Below are 26,233 nucleotides of genomic sequence, written 5' to 3'. Positions count from 1 at the left end.
TATGGCAGATGTTGAAAAAAAGGATACCGTCATCATTGGTGCCGGCCCCGGCGGCTACGTTGCTGCGATTCGGGCTTCTGAATTAGGCCAAAAGGTTACGTTGGTTGAAAAATCTGATACGCTGGGCGGTGTCTGCCTGAACGTTGGTTGTGTTCCTTCCAAAGCGTTAATCCAAGCGGGTCACCGGTTAGAACAAGCCAAGGATGGTTCCACTTACGGGATTTCGACGAGTTCGGCTGAGATCGACTTCAAGAAGACCCAAGACTGGAAGCAAAAGAAGGTTGTTGACCGGATGACCAGTGGGGTTAAGATGCTGATGAAGAAGCATCACGTTGACGTGGTCAATGGTGAAGCGGTCTTCTTGAGCGATACCCAACTGCGGGTTATGCCAACTGGTGAAAAGCAATTCATGTCGACGGATACGGGCCAAACCTTCGAATACAATAACATTATTATTTCGACGGGGAGCCATCCAATCGAAATTCCTGGATTCAAGTTTGAAGGCCGGGTCATTGACTCGACCGGTGGGCTCAACTTGCCAGAAATTCCTAAAGAATTCGTCGTCATCGGTGGTGGTTACGTGGGAACCGAATTAGCGGGCGCATACGCTAGTCTGGGTGCACACGTCACGATCATTGAAGGAACGCCATCCATCCTGCCTAACTTTGAAAAGGATATGGTCTCCGTTGTACTGAAGAACTTGAAGAAGAAGGGCGTTGACGTCATTACCAGCGCCATGGCTAAGAGTTCGAAGCAAGATGACAACAGTGTCGATGTCACTTATTCTGTAGATGGCAAGGAAACCACGATCAAGGCGGATTACTGCATGGTCACGGTTGGCCGGAAGCCAAATACGGATGACTTGGGCTTGGAATACACCAAGGTTAAGTTAAACGACCATGGTCAAATCGAAGTCGATAACCAAGGTCGGACGGCTTCAGAACACATCTGGGCCGTGGGTGACGTGGTTCCTGGCGCTGCACTGGCTCACAAGGCCTTTGCCGAAGCCAAGACGGCCGCTGGTGCCATTGCCGGTAAGAAGACTGCCAACGATTGGTTGAGTGTGCCGGCCGTATGTTTCGCCGACCCTGAACTGGCAACGGTGGGTTACACCCAAGCCGAAGCCAAGGACAAGGGCATCAAGGTAAAGACCGCGAAATTCCCATTTGCCGGGAATGCTCGGGCCGTTTCCTTGGACGCACCTGAAGGCTTTGTTCGCTTCGTTTACACGGACGATGACAACAAGAACATCGTCGGTGCTCAAGCGGTTGGTCCCGAAGTCAGCACGATGACGGGTGAATTATCCTTAATCGTGAATGGCGGCTTGAACGTCGAGGATGTGGCGTTGACCATTCACCCACACCCGACGTTAAACGAACCAATCCAAGAAGCTGCGGACATTGCCTTAGGGTTCCCAACCCACGTCTAAAGCGACTTGTGACAACTCTACGATTTCGAAGAAAGGCGACTCCCATAGCGGGAGCGCCTTTTTTCGTGGGATGGGGGAGTTCTAACTTGCTATCCGGCGGGGTTCACTTATAATGGGACTATGTGGTTATTTTTGACGGAAATGAGCCGGGGCTTCATCTGAAAGGGTGAGGCTGCGGCCTTAAATCGGCGGCCAGACGGCGTGAGTTCAACGTATTCGCGGTTGGTGGTCGCGGTCAGTTACCCATCGTTTTGGTAAAAGGAGGGTCACCCATGAAACCAATGTTAGTGATTCAGGGAAATTTTGATCAGGCCAGTCAGTTGCTCCATCAGCTGCTGGTGACGGATTTACCGCTCGACTGTGTGGTGATGCCCAACACCACGGACGATACGCCGCGCTACCAACCCCTGGTGGTTGCCAGTGCCCTGTGTCCGCGCCTGACGATTCGGGTGGGGACCGCCGCGGATTACGGTCAGGCCACCTGGCTGATGGTGCTGGACCGCGCGACAAGTGATACGCCGGTCGCCAACTTGGTGGCGGATTTACGTTTACTGATGAAACGGATTGTGGAGAATGACTTTAACGGCCAGTTGATCTTTTCCGGAGCGCACGATGAACTGCTGACGTACTTTGCGTGGAAATTCTCCGGGTTGCCGGCTAGTCAAATCTGGGGGCTGGGGACCTACCCGCTGACGCGCTTGCTGACGTATCGGTTGGCCGAACGGCTGGGTGTGGGGGCCGCCGTGATTCAGGCGACGGTGGTCGGTACGGCGCAGACCCCCATTGTGGCCTGGAGTCGCACCTACGTGGGCCCGGCACCGTTACTCATGTATTTAGCGAATGCGGACGCCGACTTCGATGCCGATGATCTGGGCAAGATGAGCACCTGGCTGACGCGGGAGGCCGCCGAGCAGCAAGGCACCTTGCGCGACTTGGCCATTATTCGCCTGCTCCAGGCGACTCTGTCCGATCAGCCGGTTATCGCGGCGGTGACCAACATTCATGAGGAAGAGCCAGCCTTTGCCGCCGCCTCACCGGTACTGGTGGGGGCCAAGGGAATTCGGCATTTAACCAACCTGGTCTTATCTGAAGACGAACAACAGGACTACGCCGCGCAGATGGCGGCGATTCGTGAGCAGATTGCCACGATTGAAGCACAACAAACGGAGGGAAAATAACACGTGACCCAGTCATCAAGTAATTATGAATATCCGCTGCAGGCCGATTGGTCGACCGCAGACATCGTAGCCGTGACCACGCTGTATCAGCGCGTGGAGGACGCCTACGAACTGAATCAAGGCGTGACGGCCGAGGCATTACTGGCCGCCTATCGGGAATTTCAAAAGGTGGTCCCCCAGAAGTTCGAGGAAAAACAATTAGGGCGTGAATTTGAACAGGTCTCCGGCTACAGCATCTACCGGACCGTCAAGCAGGCCCGCGAACAGGGTGGCCGAATTAGGATGAAAGGGGATCGTTAAATTTATGACAGAAGATTGGCAACAGACCGCGCGCGACGTCTCGGCATTACTCCGTGAGGGGCGACGTCAGGTGATTGCGAAGATGGCCGGACCGATGACGGTGGATGAGAAAACCAGCCGTAAGGACTTAGTCACTAATATTGATAAGAGTAATGAACAATTCTTAATCGAAGGCATTCGACAAATGGACCCTCAGGCGAAAGTTTTAGGCGAAGAGGGCTTTGGCGATCAGCTGACTAGCCTGGACGGCCGCGTCTGGATCGTGGACCCCATCGATGGGACCATGAACTTTGTGAAGCAGCACGATAACTTTGCCATGATGATTGGGATCTATCAGGATGGCGTGGGACAATTGGGCTTCATCTATGACGTGATGAATGACGTCTTGTATGCCGGCGGGCCCGCGATTAATGGGGTCTGGGCCAACGATCGCCCCCTCAGTGCGCCGGCCAACATTGCCCTGGCGGACGGCCTGATTGGGGCCAGTGCGCCTCTGGTTGTCCACGACATCGCCCACATGCAGAAGATTGTGCACGATAGCGCAGGCATGCGGATTTACGGGAGTGCCGGAATTGAAATGATTAACGTGCTCCTCGGCAAGACGCTGGGCTATATTTCTTATTTGAAGCCTTGGGACATTGCTGCGGGCCAAGTTATGCTAAACTTTTTGGGCGTTCGGGTCTCAACCATTGACGGCCAGCCGCTCAATATGCTATCATCTAACCTTGTACTAGTAGCGACGGAAAAAGCGCAACGTGATATTCTCCAAATTGAAGAAGATGACGTCTCACTGTGACACGGTCACAGTTTTTTTATGCGGCCGGTCGGTACAGATGGACTTTATTAATCAATCACGCTACAATAAGCGTACTTACCGACGACGTAAGCATGCCGTGATCCATCTAATTCAACAAGCACGAAAGGAAGAAATACACTTGAAATTCAGAGATGATATCCGTAACATTGCCATCATTGCCCACGTTGACCACGGGAAAACGACCCTGGTTAACGAAATGCTTAAACAATCCGATACGTTAGACGAACATACGTCCATTGGCGACCGCGCCATGGATACTAACGCTATCGAAAAGGAACGGGGAATTACGATCCTGTCCAAGAACACTGCTGTGCGTTACGGCGACAAGCAAATCAACATCTTGGATACCCCAGGACATGCTGATTTCGGTGGTGAAGTTGAACGGATCATGCGCATGGTTGACGGCGTTTTGCTGGTTGTCGATGCCTACGAAGGCACGATGCCCCAAACCCGTTTCGTTTTGAAGAAGGCCCTGGATCAACACTTGACCCCAATCGTGGTCATCAACAAGGTTGACCGTGAAGGCGCCCGTCCTTCCGAAGTCGTTGATGAAGTCTTAGACCTCTTCATCGAATTAGGTGCCGACGAAGACCAACTGGACTTCCCAGTGGTTTACGCCTCAGCTATGAACGGGACGTCTAGCTACGACCCAGAATTAGACACGCAAGAACACACGATGAAGCCAGTCTTTGACACCATCGTTAAGCACATTCCAGCCCCAATCGACAACACGGACGAACCTTTACAGTTCCAAGTTGCAATGTTGGACTACAACGACTTCGTGGGTCGGATCGGGATTGGCCGAATCTTCCGTGGGAAGGTTAAGGTTGGCGATAACGTTACCGTTATGAAGTTGGACGGCTCCAAGCAAAACTTCCGGGTGACCAAGTTATTCGGTTACTTCGGTCTGAAGCGTTTGGAAATCAAGGAAGCCCAAGCTGGTGACTTGATTGCCGTTTCCGGGATGGATGAAATCAACGTTGGTGAAACGGTGGTTGCGCCTGACACGTTGGAACCACTTCCAATCTTACGGATTGACGAACCAACGCTGCAAATGACTTTCCGGACCAACGACTCACCATTTGCTGGTCGCGAAGGGAAGTTCGTGACGTCTCGTCAATTGGAAGAACGTTTGAAGCGTGAACTTCATACCGACGTTTCCTTACGGGTTGACGACACCGATAACCCTGGTGCCTGGATCGTTTCCGGTCGTGGTGAACTTCACTTGTCCATCCTGATCGAAACGATGCGGCGTGAAGGCTACGAATTACAAGCTTCTCGTCCAGAAGTTATCTACAGAACGATCGATAACGTTCGTTGCGAACCATTCGAATCCGTTCAGATCGATACGCCTGACGAATACACCGGTTCGATCATCGATACCTTGTCACAACGCAAGGGTGAAATGAAGAACATGGAAGCCGTTGGGAACGGTCAAACGCGTTTGACTTTCTTGGCCCCATCACGTGGATTGATCGGTTACTCAACCGAATTCTTATCCTTAACGCGTGGTTACGGGATCATGAACCACACCTTCTCCAAGTACCTGCCAGTTATCAAGAACTGGAACCCTGGTCGTCACAACGGGACCCTAGTTTCCATCAACTCTGGTAAGGTTACGACGTACGCTATCATGGCCGTTCAAGACCGTGGGACCATCTTCACTGAAGCTGGGACCGAAGTGTACGAAGGGATGATCATCGGCCAAAACAGCCGGGACAACGATATCTCCGTTAACATCACCCGTGGCCGGAACCAAACCAACGTCCGGGCCGCTGGTTCTGAAGATATTGCCAAGGTTAAGACCCCACTTAAGATGTCTCTGGAAGAATCACTGGAATTCATCAACGAAGATGAATACTGTGAAATCACCCCAGAACACGTTCGTCTGCGGAAGCAAATTCTGAACACCAGCGAACGGGAAAAGGCTGCCAAGAAGCGGAAGACCGCTGCACGGAAGTAATTTCTAAACTTTAATTTAAATTTGAACCGGCAGGGACTGCGTTAGCGTGGTTACTGCCGGTTTTTGCGTCTCGCCAGATGCGGGATGTCTGGGCCTGGCGGGAACCGCCAGCGGTAGAGGTTTAGTATAAACTTAAGCAGAAGCTATGCTATAATATAAACATTCGATTACCGTTTACGGACGGTAGACTTGGAGCGAGTGAATCGTATGCGAAAGTTAAAATATTTAGACTACTGGCTATTTGTGCCATATATTGTTTTGAGCCTGTTTGGGATCGTCATGGTGTACTCCGCCAGTGCCGATATTGGGGCTCAAAATGGGGGAAGTCCCGGCAGTTACTTACTGAAACAGACAATGTTTGTCGTCTTGGGCCTGGCCATTTACACCTTCATGGTTCTAATGAATCTGAATAAATTACGCGACAAGCGGTTGCTTAAATATGCCAGTATTCTGGCGGTCTGCTCGTTGCTGTTTCTCTTGGTGATTGGCAAGACCATCAACGGGGCGGCCGGTTGGATTCGGCTGGGCCCAATCAGCATTCAACCCGCGGAATTCGTGAAATTTTACCTGATTATTTGGTTGGCCCACATCATCGACCGGCGCCAGGACGCCATTGCCCTTGAAGGGTGGTGGGCCGTCATGCTACGGCCGGTGCTCATCAGTGCCGGGCTGATCATCCTCATTTTGATTCAACCCGACTTAGGGGGGGCGGCCATCAACGCCGGCATCGTCTTCGTTATGCTCCTGTCCAGTGGCTTTAACTGGCGGCGGGCCATCGTTTATTTTCTGGGGATGCTACTGCTCGTGGTGGGCATCGTCTTTCCACTGGCGATTAAGGTCTCCGAGATGGGGTTTGCCAAGAATGTTTACCAACTGCAACGGGTCGTGGCCTTTGTCGATCCGTTCAAGCATTCGCAGGGGGTCGGCCAACAGCTGGTCAATTCCTACTATGCCCTGAGTAACGGGGGTATTCTAGGGGTCGGCTGGGGCAATAGTATCCAGAAGACGGGGTACTTGCCGGAGCCCAACACCGACTTTATCATGGCCATTTTGGCCGAAGAACTCGGACTGATTACCGCGCTAGGCGTCATTGCCCTGCTATTTCTCATCATCACCCGCACGGTGTTGGTGGGGATTCGGAGCAATTCCGGTTATCATACGCTGATTTGTTACGGGGCGGCCACCTATTTAACGGTTCAAACCCTCTTCAACTTGGGTGGGGTCTTGGGCCTGTTGCCCATTACGGGGGTCACGTTCCCCTTCATTAGTTACGGGGGGTCCAGTACCTGGACGCTCGCCCTGGTAATGGGCGTCGTCATGAATATTAGCGCGCGGCAGAAGCGGTACCGCGCGACACATTAAGCGAGGAGGTCCTAACGATGGCATTTGAAATTCAACCACGGCAGAGTCTGATTGTGTATACGTACAGCCTGAAACAAACCCGGCAATTGAAGCGTTACGGGACGGTGATGTACGTCTCCAAGAAGATGCGCTACGTGGTGTTATACGTTGATCGGGCGGATGTGGCCTCATTGACGGAACAATTGAATCATTTACGATTTGTGAAACGGGTCGTGGCGTCCCAACGGCCGGAAATTAACGAAACTTTTAACGGAGTCGCGGAAGACATGGCGGCGGCAAAGGAAGATGACGAATGAGAATTGTAGCAGGTGATTTTGGTGGCCGCCGGCTAAAGGCGGTACCGGGCATGGCCACGCGGCCGACCACGGACAAGGTGAAGGAAGCCTTGTTCAACATTATTGGTCCGTACTTCGATGGCGGGCGCAGTCTGGACTTGTTCGCCGGGTCCGGTGGCCTGAGCATTGAGGCCGTTTCCAGAGGGGTCGCTCAGGCGGTTCTGATCGACAAGCAGTACGCGGCCATCAAGACGATTAAGGATAACGTGGCGGTGACCAAGGCGCCCGAACGCTTTGAAATTTTAAAACGCGACGCCAACCGGGCCATCAAGGAACTCGCCGCCCGGGGTGACCAATTCAATTTGGTCTTCTTTGATCCGCCCTATGCCCTACAAAAGATTGCCGAGCAGATGGCGACGCTTCGGGAACTTCGGTTGCTGGCGCCAGGCGCACGCATCATTTGTGAGACGGATCAAAACGCCCAATTGCCGGACGATCTCCCGGGTTTTGACCTGGTCGAGCGCCGCGATTACGGCATTACGGAGCTGACCATCTATGCGTTAGGAAGTGATCGCTCATGACCATTGCCGTTTTTCCAGGGAGCTTCGATCCGCTAACCAACGGTCATCTGGACCTGATTCAGCGGGCCAGCCGGATGTTTGACCAGTTGGTGGTGGCGGTCGGGCAAAACACGTCTAAACGGGGAGTCTTCACGGCCAGCGAGCGCGTGGCCTTTATCGAGGACGGAACCCGCGATCTGCCCAACGTTTCCGTCCGGGTGGAAACGGGATTGACCGTTGACTTTATGCGGTCGATTCACGCCACGGTTTTAGTCCGGGGCCTACGCAACAGCACGGACTTTGAATTTGAGCAGGGCATTGCCGGGATGAACCGGACGCTCGACCCCAACATTGACACGATTTGTCTGATGGCTGCGCCCAAGTATCAGTACGTGTCCTCGAGTCTGTTGAAGGAAGTCGCGCAGTTTGGGGGCGACCTGACAGCGCTGGTGCCGCCCGCCGTGGCCCAGGGGTTGCGTGAGCGATTGGAGCGTGAATAGGCCATGTGGAAGTTAACCCGCAAACAGTGGTGGCAGGTCATCGGGACGGCGATTGCGGCGTTGGCCGTGCTGGCCTTTTTCTTCCTGCCACTGCCCAAGTACATCGAGGGGCCCGGTGAAGCGGACAACTTAAAGACGTTCGTCAAGATGCCCGGCCATCCGGACAAATACGCCGGAAAGTACATGATTACGTCGGTCGCCTTGGCGCAAGCGCGGCCGGCAACCTACCTGTATGCCAAGCTGAATTCATACTATAGTATCGAAAGCGTGGCCGACGTTACGGGTGGCCAAAGCAATGCCACCTACGATAAGGTTCAGGATTTTTATATGCAGAGTGCCATTAATGAATCCATTTATACGGCCTATCAGGCGGCTCATCGGTCGGTGACCCGCAAGTACCTCGGCATTTATGTGCTCAGTGTCGATGCCAAATCGCCGTTTGCCCAGCAACTGAAGGTGGGCGACACGGTGACGCGTGTGAACGGCCACCATTTTAATTCGATGGTGGGCTACCAGCAGTACATTCAGCGTCAAAAGGTGGGGGCCAAGGCGACGATTACTTACCGCCACAACGGTAAGACTCGTACGGCCACGGAAAAGTTGATGCGTTTGCCCACCAAGAAGGCGGGGATCGGCATTACCCTGACCGATAACGTCAAGGTGAATGCCCGGCCGAAAGTTAGCGTGGACGCCGGCAACATTGGCGGTCCGTCCGGTGGGTTAATGTTTAGCCTGCAGATCTATACGCAACTCACGGGGCAGAATCTCCGTCATGGCAAGAAGATTGCCGGGACAGGGACCATTGATGCGAATGGTGACGTCGGCGAGATTGGCGGCATCGATAAGAAGATTATTGCGGCCAAACGTGCCGGGGCGACGGTGTTCTTTGCGCCTTACGTCAAGCCCAGCAAGCTCTTGTTGAAGTACGAGGAGCACCATCAAACCAATTATCAGTTGGCCAAGGCTACCGCGAAGAAGTATGCGCCGAACATGAAGGTGGTTCCGGTCAAGTCCTTCGATGACGCGGTTCATTACCTGAAGACGCATTAAAGGTAATCAGGCGGGCGTTTCGGTGATTTAAATTTGTTAGACGAAAGTTTGGGCGTTTTTTGAGTCCAAACTTTTTTGGCGATTTCAAAAAATTTTCGGCACCTATCCCGGAGTTAAGTCTAAAGGGGGTAGGAGCAATGCAACAGATTAGTGAATGGTGGTTGGGCTTGACCCGGCAGCGGCAACTTATGGTGGGTGGTGGACTGGCCTTGTTGGTCGGAATTGGTCTGCTGGGGTGGTGGCTGAGTCGTCCGGCGCCCGCGGCTTTACCGGCCACGGTGCCGGTGACCCAGACCTCGGCCAGTCACGTGGCCAGTAGTCGCCCGGCCGTGGGCGCGAGCGGTGCCAGTCAGGTTAGCAGTCACGATACCCACGTTTTTGTAGACGTTCAGGGGGCCGTGGCCCATCCGGGGCTGTATCAGTTCACGCCTGAGATGCGGGTGGCCGATGCCATCAAGGCCGCAGGGGGACTGACGGCCAAGGCCGATCGGCAACAGGTGAACCTAGCCAGTCGCTTGACCGACCAGCAACAGTTGACGATTCCCCAAAAGGGCGAACACGCCACCTCCGCAGCGGCCAGCGCGACCGCACCATCGACGGCGAAGCCTGCTGGTGCCGGGAGCACATCGGCTAAGGATGGCGCCACGGCGGTGGTCAACCTCAATACGGCCACCGTCAGCGACCTGACGCAATTGACCGGAATTGGCGAAAAGAAGGCCCAGAAAATTGTGGATTATCGTACGGCTCACGGGTCCTTTCAGACGGTGAAGGACTTGGCACAGGTCCCGGGTTTTGGCGAAAAAACGGTGGCCAACCTTCAGGATCAGCTGACGACATAGTCCTGGAAAAGGGCGGGCAACCGACCATAAAAAGGGTGTCGTTAAATTTTACTAGCGGGTGTAAGCTAGTAGGCGTGGGTACCATTGCGTCATCAATCTAAACGTGAAATGGAGAGGTAACGATGCAACGAGAACGAATTCCTTGGGATCAATACTTTATGCTTCAGGCGTTGGTGATTTCGACCCGCAGTACCTGTAACCGGCTATCGGTCGGGGCGACTTTGGTGCGGGATAAGCGAATCATTGCGGCCGGCTATAACGGCTCGGTGTCGGGCGATGCCCACTGCCTAGACGAGGGGTGCTACCTGGTCGATGGGCACTGCGTCCGGACCATCCACGCCGAGATGAACGCGATTTTACAGTGTGCGAAGTTTGGCGAGGCCACGGACGGCGCGGAGATTTACGTGACGGATTTCCCGTGCCTACAGTGCACCAAGATGCTGTTACAAGCCGGGATTCGGAAGATTACCTACATGCGAAATTACCATAACGACCCTTACGCGCAGAAACTCATTGCGTTAAAGCACGTTGCCTTGAAACAGGTAACTGTAGATCCGGCGTTGTTGTCGCAGCTGTCCTTTGACCAACCCAAGCACGATTAGTGGCGAATCACTGGCTATTCGTCAGCCTGCCCGTGGCCGCCTTTAGCGTCGTTTTAGGCGGTCATCCGGTAGCGGGCGCGGGACTATTGGCATTGGCCTTAGCCCGGGTGATCACGCTTCGGCATCGGCTCACGCTATGGCTAACGCTGGTCACCCTGGTCGGTATTGGCGGTTATTTGGTTTGGCAACAGTACGCCGTTAGTCGCCGGCAGATTTCGCCCTTTCAGACGAGTGATGTGGCGCTAACGGTGCGTTTTCAGCCGGATGCCCTGAGCTTTCGTGGTGCGGGTTATACGCTGATTGCGCGAAACCAGGCCAATGGCGAAAACGTCCTCTTGCGGGGCTGGGCCTCTTCGGCGGCGGAGTTGCGGCGACTCAAAGAAATCCAGTACCCGCAGTCTTGGCAAATCAGCGGCCAGCAGTCCGGTATTTTACCGGCCACGAATTTTAGCCAATTCGATGCGGCGAAGTACTGGGCCCATCGTGGCGTGACTAAGACGGTTAAGGTCGTCTCCGTAACACGGCGAGCCCGTGCGGCGCGGTCCTTGTTGACGTACTATGGGGACTGGTGGCATCACTGGCGCGCCCGGTTAATTCGTTACTGCGACCATCTGCCGGGGGCCTTGCGGGTCTACGCGTTGGGCCTGCTTCCCGGGAGTCGAGCCGTGGAGGCGGCGCAGGAACTTCAGGGGATGAAGACGCTAGGACTCCTGCACTTATTTTCCATCTCCGGGTTACATGTGGCCCTGCTACTGACGGCGGTTGAGTGGGTCTGTGTGCACTTACGCCTGCAGAAAGAACACTGGGAATGGGGACTCTTGCTCGGGTTGCCGGGGTACCTCATTTTGGCCGGTGGGGGTAGCGGGGTGCTCCGAGCCTGTCTGATGCGGGGCATCCAGCTGGGTGGTCATAAACTCCGCCTCAAGGTGACCGGTCTGGACGCTTGGGCGGGGGCCTTGTTGGTCGGTCTGATCGTGAATCCAGGTTTGCTGTTCGAGTTGGGCAGTCAGCTCAGTTACGGCTTATCGTTGGGCCTCGTCGTGCTGGCCCGCGAGTCGCCCGGCTGGCGGCAGATTGGCCTCACACTGCTGGGGCTACCCAGTCTGCTCAGCGGCATCTTTCAGTGGCATGTGTTGACTGTCGTGGCGAACGTTGTCTTGGTGCCGCTGTTTCCGCTCGTGATGCTCCCGGCGACGTTGCTGGGGGTGGTCAGCTTCGCCTGGGTGCCGGTTGTCAGTGAGTGGTGCGCCCAGCTCTTGGGGCTATTGGATAGCGGTCTGGCTCGAATGGCCGATCTGCCGGGGAATGTCAGCTTTGGTAAGCCCTGGTGGTGGGTCTGTTGGCTGTGGTTGGCCGGTAGCTGGTGGCTGTTCAGCCGGCCACCCCGACGGCGTAAGCGCTGGCTGGTGGGCTTGCTGGCGAGTTATGGCGTGGTCTATGGGCTGATTCACTTGCCGCTTCAGGGCGAGGTGACCTACTTTGACGTGGGGCAGGGCGATAGCATTCTCTTACGGTCACCGTTCAATCGCCGCATTGCCATGATTGATACGGGCGGACGCCTGGCCTTTCCCCAGCCCAAGTGGGTGCCCAAGACGCCCGAGACCTACGGCGCCACCTTTACCAATCTCAATTACCTGCGAAGTCTGGGCATCGACCACATTGACGACCTGTACCTGACGCATCACGATGCCGACCATATCGGTGATCTGCCGGCGTTTCTGGCGGCCTTGCGAGTCAAGCGTCTCTTGGTGCCCGCGGGGATGGAACGTGAACCGGGCTGGCAACGACTCTTACGGACGATCCGGTCCGCCACGGTGATTCAGCCGATTAAGATTGGCAGTGCAGTGCCCTTGACAGTGCGGCATCCCTACGAGGCGGCCCCTGCGGAAAATGCCAATTCATTGGCCTTGCAAGGGGACTTTGGCGGCCTTAATTTTCTTTTCATGGGCGACTTGGACCAGGCGGGCGAACAAAAAATCTTGGCGGATCACCCACAGCTCCGAACGGACGTGTTAAAATTAGGACACCACGGCAGTAAGACGGCCAGCGCACCGGCGTTTATTCGTCAATTACAGCCGCGCTGGGCGGTGATCTCGGCCGGGCGGCATAACCGCTACGGCCACCCGAACGAAGAGACCTTGGCCACGCTGCAAGCGGCACAGGTGCCGGCCGTCAGTACCCAGACCAGTGGGATGATCCGTTACGTTTATACGGGGACTCACGGTAGCTGGCAGACTAAATTAAAAGGGGAATAAAGCGTGACGATTAATGAACTTTTAAAAACACTGGCCACGGGCGGTCAGCTCGCACCAGTTTATTTAATTATGGGCCAGGCGGACTACCTGCAGCGCCGGCTTAAGACGGCCTTTAAGGCGACCGTCCCGGCCGAAGAACAGACCATGAATTATGCCAGTTACGATATGGATACGGTCCCCCTAGCGGTCGCGTTGGACGATGCCATGGCGACCCCGTTCTTCGGGGAACGCCGGGTGGTCTGTATCGACAACCCCCAGTTTTTAACCGGGGAGACCAAGAAACAGAAGGTCGACCACGATATCGGGAGTCTACAGACCTACCTGGGCGCCCCCATGCCCAGCACGGTGCTGGTCTTCTTCGCGCCGTATGAGAAGCTAGACGGGCGCAAGAAGGTTTCCAAGCAGTTGAAGAAGGTGGCCACGACCATTGATATTGGCAACTTCTCCGAACGCGACGTCCGTCAGTTTGTGACGGCTCAGTTAAAAGACGACGGGTACACCATGGCGCCGGCCGCGCTGAATGAATTGATTCAGCGAACCGACGCCGACCTCACGTTAATGATGGCAGAACTCCCCAAACTGGAATTGTTTGCCTATCCGCAAAAGGCCATTCAGCCCGATGCGGTGACGGGACTGGTGGCTCAGACGTTGACCCAAAACGTCTTTGACCTAGTCAATCAGGTGTTGGCCAAGGATACGGCTAAGGCAGTTACCTTGTACCGGGAGTTGCTGCTGGCCAAGGAGGAACCGTTGAAAATCAACGCCATCTTACAGGGACAGTTCCGGCTCCTGATTCAGACCAAGGTGTTGGCCAAGCAGGGGTATAGTCAGGGGAAACTGGCCAGTCTGCTGAAGGTTCACCCGTACCGGATTAAGCTGGCGTTGCAGTCACAACGCCGATTCCGGTTGACCGATCTGAACCAGGCCTATCTGGGATTATTCCGCGTGGAGCGTCAAATGAAGTCCACGTCCATGGAACCGGAAATGTTATTTTCATTATTTATGACGCAGTTCGCCGGTGGGCAAACCGCTTAAAGCGCACAAAAAAGGGGGTCGACCAGAATTGGTCGACCCCCTGAATTGCATCATCTAATCTGATTGATTAATTGATTACTTAGCTAAACGTGCAGCCATCCGTGACTTGTCACGGGAAGCCTTGTTCTTCTTGATCAAGCCCTTGGAAGCGGCGCGGTCAACAGCAGCACTAGCTAAACGGAATAATTCTTCCGCGTTGTCGGCACCGGCCGTCTTAGCTTGTTCAAAACGCTTAACGGCAGTCCGCATCGTGCTTAATTGTGCTGAGTTACGTTCGTTGGCCTTAACGTTGGTCTTGGCACGTTCGATTGCTGATTTGATAATTGGCATGAAAATTTCACCTCCGAATGAGAATTCCTGTACCGGAAATCTTAATTTCAACGTATGTAATTATACAGAACCCACCGACCGAATGCAATACTTTCCCGCGATAAATGTAAAGCAATTTTACTTGATAGGTCATGGTGAAGAAAAACTTGCTATTTTTCCCAGAGTTCAGTATGATAGGTAACTGTGCAAAAGCACAAACCCTTAACTTAGTTGGCTCGACCACCACCGTCGACTTACTCAGTTTAGGGCAATTATATGAAGGGTGGTACATTTACCATGGCTATTAGTCCAGAAAAGAAGAACGAAATCATCAAGCAATACGCACGTCACGAAGGCGACACGGGTTCTACTGAAGTCCAAGTTGCTGTTTTGACCGCTGATATCAACGAAATCAACGTGCACATGCAAAATCACCGTAAGGATTTCCATTCCCAACGTGGTTTGATGAAGAAGATCGGTCACCGTCGTAACCTGTTGGCTTACTTACGGAAGACTGACGTTCAACGTTACCGTGAATTAATCAAGAGCTTAGGCTTGCGTCGTTAATTCGCCGCACCTGTGAGTCCATTTCCTATCGAGGAGATGGACTTTTTTTGCGTGGTGTACCTTCGTAGTTCAGTAATTGCCTAAAGTATGGTAAACTTGAGAAAGTTTAATCATGGACGAATCTAGGTCACGATACCTATAAGAAAAGACTGATCGGTCAAGATCAGTGATTAACTTAAAACTAGTAAAGATACTTGAGGTGAACTTATGAGTGCGAAGATAAAGATTGTACCGTTCGGCGGTGTCCGCGAGAACGGAAAGAACATGTACGCCGTGGACGTTAACGGTAGTATTTATATTTTAGATTGTGGATTGAAGTACCCCGAGAACGAATTGTTGGGGATTGATGTGGTGATTCCGGATTGGAGTTACCTGCGCGAGAATAAGGATCGGATTGTGGCGGTCTTCTTGACCCACGGCCACGCCGATGCGATTGGCGCCCTGCCTTATTTCCTGAGTGAATTCAACGTCCCAGTCTTCGGGTCCGAAATGACGATTGCGTTGGCTAAATTAAACGTGGCCGACGAACCTAAGGTCAAAAACTACGATGATTTCCACGTGGTTGACGAGAAGACCGAGATTGACTTCGGAGACGTCGTCGTTTCCTTCTTCTCCACGACCCACTCGATCCCAGAATCTCTGGGGATCGATCTGAAAACGGACGAGGGCCAGATTGTCTACACCGGGGACTTTAAATTCGATCAAACGGCGCAACCTGGTTACCAGACCGACTATGCGCGGTTAGGCGCCATTGGTCAGGCCGGTGTACTGGCACTGTTGAGCGATTCCGCCAACGCCGAGAATCCCAACATGAACGCCTCCGAACAAGAGATTGCCGAATCCATCGAGGAGACGTTTAACTACCGCGAGGGTCGGGTCGTCGTGGCCTGTGTGGCCTCTAACATTTTACGGATTCAACAGGTCTTCGATGCCGCCGAAAAGACGGGACGGAAGGTCTGCCTGACCGGTCAAGATCTGGAAAAAATTGTTAACACGGCGATGAAGTTAGGCAAGTTGTCCTTTGACGATGACTTGCTGGTTACGCCGGAACAATTGGCCGACCTGAAGCCCGCCGAAACGGTCATCTTACAGACCGGGAAGATGGGTGAACCCATCAAGTCCATTCAACGGATGGCTAACAAGCAAGAAAAAACGCTTAACATTCAAGAGGGCGACCTGGTCTACATCACCACGACCCCATCGCATGCCATGGATACCACGGTGGCGCAGACGCGGGACATGGTGTACCGGGCCGGTGGCGAGGTTAAGGCCATTTCCGATGAGATGAACTCCTCGGGACACGCCTACAAGCGCGATCTCCAACTGATGCTAAACCTGTTGAAGCCAACCTATCTGGTGCCGATTCAGGGTGAATATCGGTTGCTAAACGCCCACGCAAATGCCGCCATGGAACTGGGCATGCCCGCCGACCATATCTTTATCCTGGCCAAGGGAGATGTGCTGACCTACGCCAAGGGAACCATGAGCCTGGGCGAAGGTATCGACGTTAGTGACACCATGATCGATGGGATTGGTGTTGGCGACATTGGCAACATTGTCTTGCGGGATCGGAAGGTCTTAGCCGACGATGGGATCTTCATCGCGGTGGTCACCATCGATCGTAAGAAGAAACAGATTGTGGCCGAACCCAAGATTACCTCGCGTGGTTTCGTCTACGTCAAGGCTAATAAGGATCTGATGCAGGAGAGTGGTCAGATTATCCGCAAGGCCGTCCAGAACAATTTGGACAACAAGGAGTTTGACTGGGGCCATTTGAAACAGGACGTGCGCGAACACCTGAGCCACTATCTGTTTGAACAAACCCACAGACGGCCCGTGATTTTGCCGGTCATCATGGAAGTGAACCAGCACCATCGACGGACGAGCAGTAAGGACAAGTCCGCGGGAAAGGCGCCAGCCAAGGGAGCCAGGACCGCGCCTAAGTCCAAGTCTAAGGCTAAAGGGTCGGCGAAACCCAAGGCCAAGGCAGCCACGACTAAGGCCAAGGATGGGCAAGCAACCAAGCCCCGGCACAACCGGAAGCGGCGGCCCAGAGCGAAGAAACCAGCCCCAGTAGCCGATAAGAAAGATTAATAGAAGCGGACCGAGACCAGTTTTGGCGTCGGTCCGTTTTGGTTCCTAAAAATAAGGAAGAGGAGGGAACGCCATGGGAGAATTTTCCAGTCCGGCCGCCAGAGAACAAGCCGTTGAGAAGGCCCACCAGGCCTTTTCGGCGGAGGAGTGGTCCACGGCTGCCGATCTGTTCGAGAAGCTCTACAACGACCAGCAAACGGCCGAATTCAACCGTTATTTGGTGGCGAGTCTCTACCACGATGAAAAGTATCTGGCCGCCGAGCAATTTGCGGCGGAACAGGACGCGGTTTATTTGGCAACGACCGAGACGTTTCAATTGCGCCTGGACGTGGCGTTAAAAAATCAGCAATTCATCTTTGCCCGGGAGTTCTGTGCCTTGCCGGCGGCCGAAGCGTGGCGTGCGGCGGGGCTCACCCAGATTACCGCGGCGGAGGACGCCTCGCGCCAGACATTGGCGGAAACGCAACGGGTCTTGGCCAAGCAATTCTACCATCTGGGTGATGGGTCCTTTACGGAACAACGCCAACGCCTGGAGCGGGCGCGGCAGCTGCCCTTGCGCGAGTTCATGAAGGGCGTCCAGTACCTGTTGGTCGATCCGTTCTTACATCCGCTGATGCGGGCCACCTTACTCGAAGAGCTCCTGCGGCTGCGGACCACGCAGACCGTTCAGGTGCACTGGCTCGATGACCAGACCTATCCGGTGGATACCGGTCAGCTACAACCGGTCGGGGCGAGTCGGGCCGCCCAAACCATGCAACGCTATCTACATGAAAATTTAGCCCAGCAAGATCCGATGCTTATGGCTAACATTTCCCAAACAATTACGTTACAATTAATGATGTTGTACCCGTTTATTGACAAAATCATTAAGAATCCGGTCGCTTGGATTCAAATCGCGGCGCAACAATCGGTGACAGATCAGGCCAGTGACGCAGAATTAGAAGAAATTAATGTGTGGCAACACCGCTTAAATCGCTTCATGGCGGCTTTATTTGGTTCAATTGACGATGAAAATCATGAAAAACCGTAAATTCGGCAAGATTTTAGTTTACAAATAATTCTACAGCATATATACTGGTCAAGGATTCTTTTTTGGGAGGGTTCCAGCTTTCCCTTTCTGAAAAGAAGTAGTATAATTTTACGCAAAGGGTGATTAATTTTCGTCAGAAATGCGATTATCCTTGCGATAAAATACAGGAGGGTTTCATTAATGGCTGAAAAAGAACATTATGAAAGAACTAAACCCCATGTAAATATTGGTACTATTGGCCATATTGACCATGGGAAAACGACGTTAACTGCTGCAATCACTAAGGTACTTGCTGACAAAGGTTTAGCAAAGGCCGAAGATTACGCTGATATCGATGCTGCTCCAGAAGAACGTGAACGTGGTATCACGATCAACACCGCCCACGTTGAATACGAAACTGAAAAGCGTCACTATGCGCATATCGATGCCCCAGGACACGCTGACTACATCAAGAACATGATCACTGGTGCTGCCCAAATGGACGGTGCTATCTTGGTTGTTGCCGCTACTGATGGCCCTATGCCACAAACGCGTGAACACATTTTACTTGCTCGCCAAGTTGGTGTTAACTACATCGTTGTCTTCTTAAACAAGACCGACTTAGTTGACGATGACGAATTGGTTGACTTAGTTGAAATGGAAGTTCGTGAGCTGTTGTCTGAATACGATTACCCTGGTGACGATATTCCTGTTGTTCGTGGTTCTGCCTTGAAGGCTCTTGAAGGCGACGAAGAACAAACTAAGGTTATCCTTCACTTGATGGACATCGTTGATGACTACATCCCAACGCCAGAACGTGAAAACGACAAGCCATTCTTAATGCCTGTTGAAGATGTCTTCACGATCACTGGTCGTGGGACTGTTGCTTCTGGTCGTATCGACCGTGGGACTGTTAAAGTCGGTGACGAAGTTGAAATCGTTGGTTTACATGACGACGTATTGAAGACGACGGTTACCGGTCTTGAAATGTTCCGTAAGACGTTGGACCTTGGTGAAGCCGGGGATAACGTTGGTGCCTTACTTCGTGGGATCAACCGTGACCAAGTTGTTCGTGGACAAGTTCTGGCTCAACCAGGCTCGATCCAAACGCACGAAAAGTTCAAGGGTGAAGTTTACATCTTGAGCAAAGAAGAAGGTGGCCGTCATACGCCATTCTTCTCAAACTACCGTCCACAATTCTACTTCCACACCACTGATATCACTGGTGTTATCGAATTGCCAGATGGCGTTGAAATGGTTATGCCTGGTGACAACGTGACGTTCACTGTTGAACTGATCCAACCAGCTGCCATTGAAAAGGGTACTAAGTTTACTGTTCGTGAAGGTGGCCACACTGTTGGTGCCGGTACCGTTACGGAAATCGACGACTAATTAAAGTTCTTTAATTAGCGTACCTAGAAGAAAGGACTGAAAAGGTTAACTTTTCGGTCCTTTTTTCGTACCTTAATTGTGAGGGTCCTTAAGTGACTGATTGGTGAAGCCCCACGACTGATGGTTCCTGAGTATCTGGTGCTGAAATCTGCGGCAAAGCACAACTGGTTCCGCTTAAAACGGATACCCAAGCCATCCCAATCAGGGTGATTAGGGTATCAGCTATCATGTTCGTCGACTAATGGCCTAGGCACGTTGATGAAAATAAAGCGGTAGCGGTTTACTTTTCGGCGGAATTTAACGGAAAACTTCAAGGAAAGCCGCGTCATTCACGGCATTTCGACAAAAATCATTTTACAATTCGGAGAGCATAAGGTACACTTATACAGTATGCAATTGATAGAATTGTAAATAGTAATATCTTTCATTTCGGAGGGAAAATAATGGCTGCAAAATGGGAAAAAAAGGGCTCTAATCAAGGCGAATTAACCTTTGAAATTGCTCCTGATATGATCAAAGATGGTCTGGACAAGGCCTTCAAGCGTACCAAGAAGAACTTAGCTGTACCTGGTTTCCGTAAGGGTCGGGTACCTCGTCAAATCTTCGACCAAATGTACGGTGAAGAAGCATTGTACCAAGATGCTTTGAACATCGTTTTACCAGATGCTTACGAACAAGCTATCAAGGACGCTGGTATCGAACCAGTCGACCAACCTCAAGTGGATGTTGAATCCATGGACAAAGGTAAGGCTTGGGTGCTGAAGGCCGTTGTGACGGTTAAGCCAGACGTTAAGCTGGGCGACTACAAGGGTCTTAGCGTAACGAAGCAAAACACGCGGGTTTACCAAAAGGACATCGACGCCGAATTAGAAAAGCAACGTCAACAACAAGCTGAATTAGTGCTTAAGGAAGACGAAGCCGCTGCTAAGGGCGACACGGTTGTGATTGACTTCGACGGTTACGTTGATGGCAAGCAATTTGACGGTGGTAAGGCCGACAACTACTCCCTGGAATTGGGCTCTAACTCCTTCATCCCTGGCTTCGAAGACCAATTAGTTGGTCACAAGGCCGGCGAAAACGTTGACGTTAAGGTCACTTTCCCTAAGGATTACCAAGCCGAAGACTTACGTGACAAGGAAGCCACTTTCAAGGTTACCATCCACGAAGTTAAGGAAAAGCAATTACCAGAATTGGACGATGAATTCGCTAAGGACGTCGACGAAGAAGTTGACAGCTTAGAAGAATTACAAGCCAAGACGAAGGACAACCTGAAGGAACAAAAGACCAAGGCTGCCCACGATGCCATTGAAGACGAAGCTATCAGCGAAGCCGTTGACAACGCTGAAATCGCCGACATCCCAGAAGCTATGCTGAAGGATGACATCAACCGTCAAATGGACCAATATCTGGCTAACATGCAACAACAAGGTATCGAACCTAAGATGTACTTCCAATTGACCGGTACGACCGAAGACGACTTGCGGAAGCAATTCACTGACGGTGCCGAAAAGCGGGTTAAGACGAACTTGGTTCTCGAAGCCGTTGTTGCTGCTGAAAAGATCGAACCTTCAGAAGACGAAATTGCTGCTGAAGTGAAGGACTTAGCTGGTCAATACGGCATGGAAGAAAGTGCTGTTCGCAGTGCCCTTTCCGATGACATGTTGAAGCATGACATTGCTATCAAGAGCGCCGTTGACTTGATTGCTGATTCTGCAAAGCAAGACAAGAAGAAAGACGCCGAAGACAAGGACTAGTTCATTGTTAAGGTGCTTGACCGGGACGACAGTCGCTGTTGTTCCGGTTTTTCTTTAGAATCGGGTTTTGACCGTGCGAGGCAAATTGATTCTCTCGTACGCTTATCTGTGGTATAGTACACGATTGATAGGGAAAACCTGGTTAGTTCGACAGGTTTACTGACCAAAATGAATTTTTTAATGAGTTAGGCTTAAGCCTGGAGAGAAAGGGTGAAGTTTATTGTTTGAAAACACCGAAACAAATGGCCCAGTCACGTGTTCCTTCTGTGGAAAATCACAGGATCAAGTGAAGAAGATCGTTGCTGGCCCAGGTGTTTACATCTGTAATGAATGTATTGACCTCTGCAAGGAGATTATTGATGAAGAATTCAGCCAAGACAGCGCACAAGAAACCTTAGAAGTGCCAACGCCGGCTGAAATCGTCAACACGCTCGACCAGTACGTGATCGGTCAGAGTGAAGCCAAGCGGACCTTGTCCGTGGCCGTTTATAACCACTATAAGCGGGTCAATGAAATGGCACAAGCAGACGATGATGGTCCCGAACTGCAAAAGAGTAACATTGCGGTGATTGGGCCGACTGGTTCTGGGAAGACCTACCTGGCGCAAAGTCTGGCCAAGATCTTAAACGTGCCGTTTGCGATTGCCGATGCCACGACCTTGACTGAAGCTGGTTATGTGGGTGAAGATGTCGAAAACATCCTACTGAAGCTCTTACAAAACGCCGATTACGATGTTGATCGGGCGGAAAAAGGGATTATCTACATTGATGAAATCGACAAGATCGCCAAGAAGTCCGAAAATGTTTCCATTACGCGTGACGTTTCCGGTGAAGGGGTTCAACAAGCTCTCTTGAAGATCTTGGAAGGGACCATTGCCAACGTGCCGCCTCAGGGAGGCCGTAAGCACCCGCAACAAGAATTCATTCAGATTGATACCACGAACATCCTGTTCATCGTTGGTGGGGCCTTTGATGGCATTGACGGCATTGTGAAGCGGCGCCTGGGTGACCAAACGATTGGCTTCGGTGCCGACACCAAGGAACAGAATGTCCTGGCTTCCGGCGATAGCTTGATGCAACACGTGATTCCTGAAGACCTACTCCAATTCGGGCTGATTCCAGAATTTATCGGACGGCTGCCAATCTTGACGGCGCTCGAGAAGCTGGATGAAAACGATCTGGTGCGGATCTTAACGGAACCAAAGAATGCATTGGTTAAGCAATACGAGAAGCTCTTGTCACTCGATGATGTTCAGCTGGAATTCCAGCCGGCCGCCTTACGTGAAATGGCGAAGTTAGCCATTGCGCGGAATACCGGTGCACGGGGATTGCGGTCCATCATTGAAGATGTCATGCGTGACATCATGTTCGACCTGCCAAGTCGTGATGACGTGGCCAAGGTTGTGATTACGGCGAAGACCGTGACCGACCATGCCGAACCCGAAGTGATCTTAAAGGACCAAAAAGCTTCATAATTGCCACACAGTGTGGCGTGGCGACTAGTCGTGATGACTGGTCGCTTTTTTTATGGTCTGTGAAGGCGGCCGTGGCGGGCGTTAACCGCTTTATTGTCGATGGAGGCTTTGAGAAAGTCCCCCAGTCGCGTGACGTTCTGTGTTAAAATGATGAAAGATATTTGGAGAGGATGGCATTAACCAATGGAAGTCAATCACGTGGAATTAGTCATGAGTGCGGTTGACCCCGCACAGTACCCAACGACGGGGTACCCAGAAATTGCGTTAGTTGGTCGGTCGAATGTGGGGAAGTCCTCGCTGACCAACGTTTTAATCAACCGGCGGTCATACGCACGGACATCTAGTCAACCCGGTAAGACGCAGACGTTGAACTTTTACAACGTTGAAGACCAGCTTTACTTCGTCGATGTCCCGGGCTACGGTTACGCCAAGGTTTCCAAGACGGAACGGGAGAAATGGGGGCAGATGATCGAGACCTACCTGACCCAACGCGATCAGCTCAAGGGGGTCGTTTCCTTGGTCGATGCGCGGCACGCCCCCACCGAAGACGACGTTCAGATGTACCAGTATTTAGCGTACTTCAACCTGCCAACGCTGATTGTCGCCACCAAGAGCGATAAGATTGCGCGGGGCAAATGGAATCAGGCGGTCAGTCAGATCAAGAAGTCCATGGATCTGCCGAACACCGACAATATTATTATGTTCTCAGCACCCAAGAAGATCGGTAAGGATGCCGTCTGGAACTGGATCGAACAACAAGCCTTTGGGGGGAAATAACATGGAATTTAATGATTATCAAAAAGCTGCGAACCGGACACTTTACGGCAACGAACAGGTCTTGACCAATTGTGCGCTGGGCCTGGCCGGTGAATCGGGGCAGGTCGTTGATCTGGTTAAGAACTACACCTTCCACGGCCAGGACCTGGACCACGAGGCGATCGTGAAGGAAATGGGCGACGTGCTCTGGTATCTCAGTCAGATTGCCCAGTGGGCCGACATTGACTTTGATGAGGTGGCTCAAGATAACATTAAACGCTTAAACGAACGGTATCCGCACGGCTTTCAACCGGAACGGTAGTCGGGACACGCCGGTTTAGGCAAACGAGATAACGTGAAAAAGGACCCACGGCAAACTTACCGTGAGTCCTTTCCGTTTATGACGTTAGTCCTGACTGTGATCCTGTTCGTGTTTTGATTTATCAGATTTGATCAAGCCTTTAGCACGCTTGTTATCCTTGTGGGCATCGGCACGCTTCAAAAACTTGTCGCGCTTCACGTCCGTCGGGTCCATCTCAGCAAATTTACCGAACATGGAGTCAAGGTCATCCTGGCGTTTTACTTTAAGAGCCATTCAAGCCACCTCCTTGTCTTTAGCAGTATCATAGCAGAATTACCGGGGTTTGTCATTTATCGGGGCAAGACTTGGCAAAAATCGAAGAAAATCCGAGTGGCAGGTGCGTCATCGGCCACCGGAAAGCACCGGTAGACCGGGGTAAATTGCTTGCACCAAACAGATATTCGGCTTATACTTTATTAGCTAATTCGAGAAATGAACGGGAGGTTAGGCCCTTGGCATCGGAATACTTGGAACACAAACTGGCGTTATTGCCGGGCCTTCCCGGCTGTTATCTCATGAAGAACATTAACAGCCAGATTATTTATGTGGGGAAGGCTAAGAACCTGAAGAACCGGGTGCGTTCCTACTTCAAGAGTAGTCACACCGGGAAGACGGCGCAGTTGGTCAGCGAGATCGTTGACTTTGAAACCATCATTACATCAACGGATAAGGAGGCCTTTCTCCTCGAAATCACGTTGATTCAAAAGCACCAACCCTACTTTAATATCAAGCTTAAGCGGGGAACGGGATATCCCTACATCAAGATTACCCACGAGCGGGACCCGCAATTGCTATTGGTGAATGACGTGAAGAAGGATGGGGCTTACTACTTTGGCCCATATCCCAACGTTTATGCGGCCGAAGAGACGATTCACTTCTTACAGAAGGTCTATCCGCTCCGGCGGTGTACCGGTTATCAGGGGCGGCCGTGCTTGTACTATCACATGGGTCAGTGCCTAGGCGCCTGCTTCAAGGAGGTTCCCGAGGCCGAATACGACGAACAGATTAGAAAGATCAAGTCCTTTCTCAACGGCAACGTGGGCCACGCGGAAAAGGAGCTGACCGATCAGATGACCGCGGCGGCCGCCGACATGGCCTACGAACGGGCCGCCGACCTCCGCGATCAGATTCGTTATATCGAAGCCACGGTCGAAAAGCAGAAGATCATTTCCAATGACAGCACCCCCCGTGACATCTTTAACTTTTACCTGGATAAGGGGTGGTTGTCGATTCAGGTCTTCTTTATTCGCCAGGCACGGCTGATGAAACGCGAGAAGCGCCTCTTTCCTATCGTCAGCACGGCCGAGGAAGAACTCGCCAGCTTCATCGTGCAATTTTATCAGCGGAAGAATACCGTCCTGCCACGGGAAATTCTGGTGCCGGCCAGCATCGACGGCGAGACGATCGAGTCGATCCTCCACGTGCCCGTTAGAACGCCGCAGCGGGGGACCAAGCGCGACCTGCTCAACATGGCCGGTAAGAACGCCCGACTGGTCTTAGAAGAGAAGTTTCGGCTACTGGAGCTCGATGAGGGCAAGACCACGGGGGCGATGAAGGAAATCACCGATGCCCTGGGGATTGCGCCGGGGCATAAGATTGAGGCTTTTGACCACTCCCACATTCAAGGGGCCGACCTGGTCTCTGCGATGGTGGTCTTTGTGGACGGGCAGCCCAATAAGAAGCTGTATCGGAAGTATAAGCTCCGAACGGTGGACCACGCCGACGAAACGGCCAGCACGCTGGAAGTCATTCGGCGGCGCTACGGGCGCTTGCTCAAGGAACACGCGCAGATGCCGGACCTCATCTTGATGGATGGGGGCGACATTCAGATGAACGCCGTCAAGGAAGTGTTGGCCGATGAATTCGACCTGCACATTCCGGTGGCCGGGATGGTGAAAAATGACCACCATAAGACGGCCGACCTGTTGTTCGGGCCCGACGACCACCACGTGCATTTGGACCCCAAGAGTCAGGGCTTCTACCTGGTTCAGCGGATTCAAGACGAGGTTCACCGGTTCGCGATTACCTTCCACCGGCAGGTTCACACCAAGCACTCGCTGAGTTCGCGGTTGGACCGAATTCCCGGTGTGGGGCCGAAGACGCGGAATAAATTACTGCGGAAGTTCGGTTCCACCAAGAAGATTGGCGAGGCCAGCGTGGATGATTTACGCGACCTGGGGATTAGTAAAACGGTTGCGCAGACGATTCGACTGACCCTGCAGGCCGAGACCGCGGAGATTAAAAATCCGCGAACGCCAACCAAACTTTGACGTGGCGGCCGTTTGCCGGTATACTGGCTAGCAGGATACTTACGAAGAAGGCAGCACGGGCTGGCTTAGAAAACGAGGAATA

At 52.5% G+C, this 26,233-nt stretch carries 25 protein-coding genes; 23 read left to right on the top strand and 2 right to left on the bottom strand.

Annotated elements, in window-relative coordinates; genetic code table 11:
• Position 1 precedes the first annotated feature (1 nt).
• The 14 genes from lpdA to holA all read left to right on the top strand — a co-directional run bounded on the left by lpdA (position 2) and on the right by holA (position 14,165).
• Positions 2-1,429 carry a dihydrolipoyl dehydrogenase gene (gene lpdA, locus V8I28_RS02130; RefSeq protein ID WP_341778465.1) on the top strand — a complete coding sequence of 476 codons (1,428 nt, stop codon included), beginning with the start codon at positions 2-4 and terminating at the stop codon, positions 1,427-1,429.
• 272 nt (positions 1,430-1,701) lie between these two features.
• The gene (locus V8I28_RS02125; RefSeq protein WP_341778464.1) at positions 1,702-2,607 is read left to right on the top strand and encodes a lactate dehydrogenase; all 906 of its coding nucleotides are present in this window, start codon (positions 1,702-1,704) and stop codon (positions 2,605-2,607) included.
• Between the two features lie 3 nt (positions 2,608-2,610).
• Entirely contained in the window at positions 2,611-2,907 is a 297-nt protein-coding gene (locus V8I28_RS02120) for a UPF0223 family protein (RefSeq protein WP_341778463.1), read from the top strand.
• 4 nt (positions 2,908-2,911) lie between these two features.
• Positions 2,912-3,703, top strand: a complete 792-nt coding sequence (locus V8I28_RS02115) for an inositol monophosphatase family protein (RefSeq protein ID WP_341778462.1) — start codon at positions 2,912-2,914, stop codon at positions 3,701-3,703.
• Between the two features lie 139 nt (positions 3,704-3,842).
• Positions 3,843-5,687: a translational GTPase TypA gene (typA, locus tag V8I28_RS02110; protein WP_341778461.1), complete on the top strand. Its 1,845-nt coding sequence runs from the start codon at positions 3,843-3,845 to the stop codon at positions 5,685-5,687.
• A gap of 207 nt (positions 5,688-5,894) precedes the next feature.
• Positions 5,895-7,049 (top strand): FtsW/RodA/SpoVE family cell cycle protein, encoded by a 1,155-nt coding sequence (locus tag V8I28_RS02105; protein WP_341778460.1) that lies wholly within the window; start codon positions 5,895-5,897, stop codon positions 7,047-7,049.
• Positions 7,050-7,066: 17 nt separating this feature from the next.
• Complete coding sequence (locus tag V8I28_RS02100; RefSeq protein WP_341778459.1) at positions 7,067-7,345, top strand: YlbG family protein; 279 nt, start codon at positions 7,067-7,069, stop codon at positions 7,343-7,345.
• Entirely contained in the window at positions 7,342-7,905 is a 564-nt protein-coding gene (gene rsmD, locus V8I28_RS02095; protein WP_341778458.1) for a 16S rRNA (guanine(966)-N(2))-methyltransferase RsmD, read from the top strand. Before V8I28_RS02100 ends, rsmD begins: the two co-directional genes overlap by 4 nt.
• A complete protein-coding gene (coaD, locus tag V8I28_RS02090) occupies positions 7,902-8,384 on the top strand; it encodes a pantetheine-phosphate adenylyltransferase (protein ID WP_341778457.1) in 483 nt (160 codons plus the stop codon). Before rsmD ends, coaD begins: the two co-directional genes overlap by 4 nt.
• A 3-nt stretch (positions 8,385-8,387) precedes the next feature.
• Positions 8,388-9,434 (top strand): SepM family pheromone-processing serine protease, encoded by a 1,047-nt coding sequence (locus V8I28_RS02085; protein ID WP_341778456.1) that lies wholly within the window; start codon positions 8,388-8,390, stop codon positions 9,432-9,434.
• Positions 9,435-9,571: 137 nt separating this feature from the next.
• On the top strand, positions 9,572-10,273 hold the full coding sequence (locus tag V8I28_RS02080; protein WP_341778455.1) for a ComEA family DNA-binding protein: 702 nt from the start codon (positions 9,572-9,574) through the stop codon (positions 10,271-10,273).
• Between the two features lie 122 nt (positions 10,274-10,395).
• Entirely contained in the window at positions 10,396-10,875 is a 480-nt protein-coding gene (locus V8I28_RS02075) for a ComE operon protein 2 (RefSeq protein ID WP_341778454.1), read from the top strand.
• Positions 10,875-13,130: a DNA internalization-related competence protein ComEC/Rec2 gene (locus V8I28_RS02070; protein WP_341778453.1), complete on the top strand. Its 2,256-nt coding sequence runs from the start codon at positions 10,875-10,877 to the stop codon at positions 13,128-13,130. Before V8I28_RS02075 ends, V8I28_RS02070 begins: the two co-directional genes overlap by 1 nt.
• A gap of 3 nt (positions 13,131-13,133) precedes the next feature.
• A complete protein-coding gene (gene holA / locus V8I28_RS02065; RefSeq protein WP_341778452.1) occupies positions 13,134-14,165 on the top strand; it encodes a DNA polymerase III subunit delta in 1,032 nt (343 codons plus the stop codon).
• Between the two features lie 75 nt (positions 14,166-14,240).
• Here holA and rpsT read toward each other — a convergent pair whose 3' ends face one another.
• Positions 14,241-14,495 carry a 30S ribosomal protein S20 gene (gene rpsT / locus V8I28_RS02060; RefSeq protein ID WP_341778451.1) on the bottom strand — a complete coding sequence of 85 codons (255 nt, stop codon included), beginning with the start codon at positions 14,493-14,495 and terminating at the stop codon, positions 14,241-14,243.
• A gap of 276 nt (positions 14,496-14,771) precedes the next feature.
• Here rpsT and rpsO point away from each other — a divergent pair, with 276 nt between their 5' ends.
• From rpsO to V8I28_RS02020, 8 genes are all read left to right on the top strand, one after another.
• Positions 14,772-15,041, top strand: a complete 270-nt coding sequence (gene rpsO, locus V8I28_RS02055; RefSeq protein WP_057733828.1) for a 30S ribosomal protein S15 — start codon at positions 14,772-14,774, stop codon at positions 15,039-15,041.
• Positions 15,042-15,248: 207 nt separating this feature from the next.
• Complete coding sequence (locus V8I28_RS02050; RefSeq protein ID WP_341778450.1) at positions 15,249-17,135, top strand: ribonuclease J; 1,887 nt, start codon at positions 15,249-15,251, stop codon at positions 17,133-17,135.
• Positions 17,136-17,208: 73 nt separating this feature from the next.
• A complete protein-coding gene (locus tag V8I28_RS02045; protein ID WP_341778449.1) occupies positions 17,209-18,165 on the top strand; it encodes a hypothetical protein in 957 nt (318 codons plus the stop codon).
• 180 nt (positions 18,166-18,345) lie between these two features.
• Entirely contained in the window at positions 18,346-19,536 is a 1,191-nt protein-coding gene (gene tuf / locus V8I28_RS02040) for an elongation factor Tu (protein WP_341778448.1), read from the top strand.
• Between the two features lie 443 nt (positions 19,537-19,979).
• Positions 19,980-21,290: a trigger factor gene (gene tig / locus V8I28_RS02035; RefSeq protein ID WP_341778447.1), complete on the top strand. Its 1,311-nt coding sequence runs from the start codon at positions 19,980-19,982 to the stop codon at positions 21,288-21,290.
• 220 nt (positions 21,291-21,510) lie between these two features.
• On the top strand, positions 21,511-22,764 hold the full coding sequence (gene clpX, locus V8I28_RS02030) for an ATP-dependent Clp protease ATP-binding subunit ClpX (RefSeq protein WP_341778446.1): 1,254 nt from the start codon (positions 21,511-21,513) through the stop codon (positions 22,762-22,764).
• A 183-nt stretch (positions 22,765-22,947) separates the two neighbouring features.
• Positions 22,948-23,541 carry a ribosome biogenesis GTP-binding protein YihA/YsxC gene (gene yihA / locus V8I28_RS02025; RefSeq protein ID WP_233670200.1) on the top strand — a complete coding sequence of 198 codons (594 nt, stop codon included), beginning with the start codon at positions 22,948-22,950 and terminating at the stop codon, positions 23,539-23,541.
• Between the two features lies 1 nt (position 23,542).
• A complete protein-coding gene (locus V8I28_RS02020) occupies positions 23,543-23,842 on the top strand; it encodes a MazG nucleotide pyrophosphohydrolase domain-containing protein (protein WP_168848980.1) in 300 nt (99 codons plus the stop codon).
• A gap of 84 nt (positions 23,843-23,926) precedes the next feature.
• Here the strand turns inward: V8I28_RS02020 and V8I28_RS02015 are convergent, their stop codons facing one another.
• Positions 23,927-24,115: an SPJ_0845 family protein gene (locus V8I28_RS02015; RefSeq protein ID WP_168848981.1), complete on the bottom strand. Its 189-nt coding sequence runs from the start codon at positions 24,113-24,115 to the stop codon at positions 23,927-23,929.
• A 218-nt stretch (positions 24,116-24,333) separates the two neighbouring features.
• On the opposite strand from V8I28_RS02015, the gene uvrC reads away from it, so the two are divergent.
• Complete coding sequence (gene uvrC, locus V8I28_RS02010; protein ID WP_341778445.1) at positions 24,334-26,151, top strand: excinuclease ABC subunit UvrC; 1,818 nt, start codon at positions 24,334-24,336, stop codon at positions 26,149-26,151.
• The last annotated feature ends 82 nt before the right edge of the window (positions 26,152-26,233 follow it).

It is taken from the genome of Levilactobacillus sp. HBUAS70063 (assembly GCF_038374745.1).
Classification (GTDB): Bacteria; Bacillota; Bacilli; order Lactobacillales; family Lactobacillaceae; genus Levilactobacillus.
This window is presented reverse-complemented; position numbering and strand designations above follow the sequence as displayed.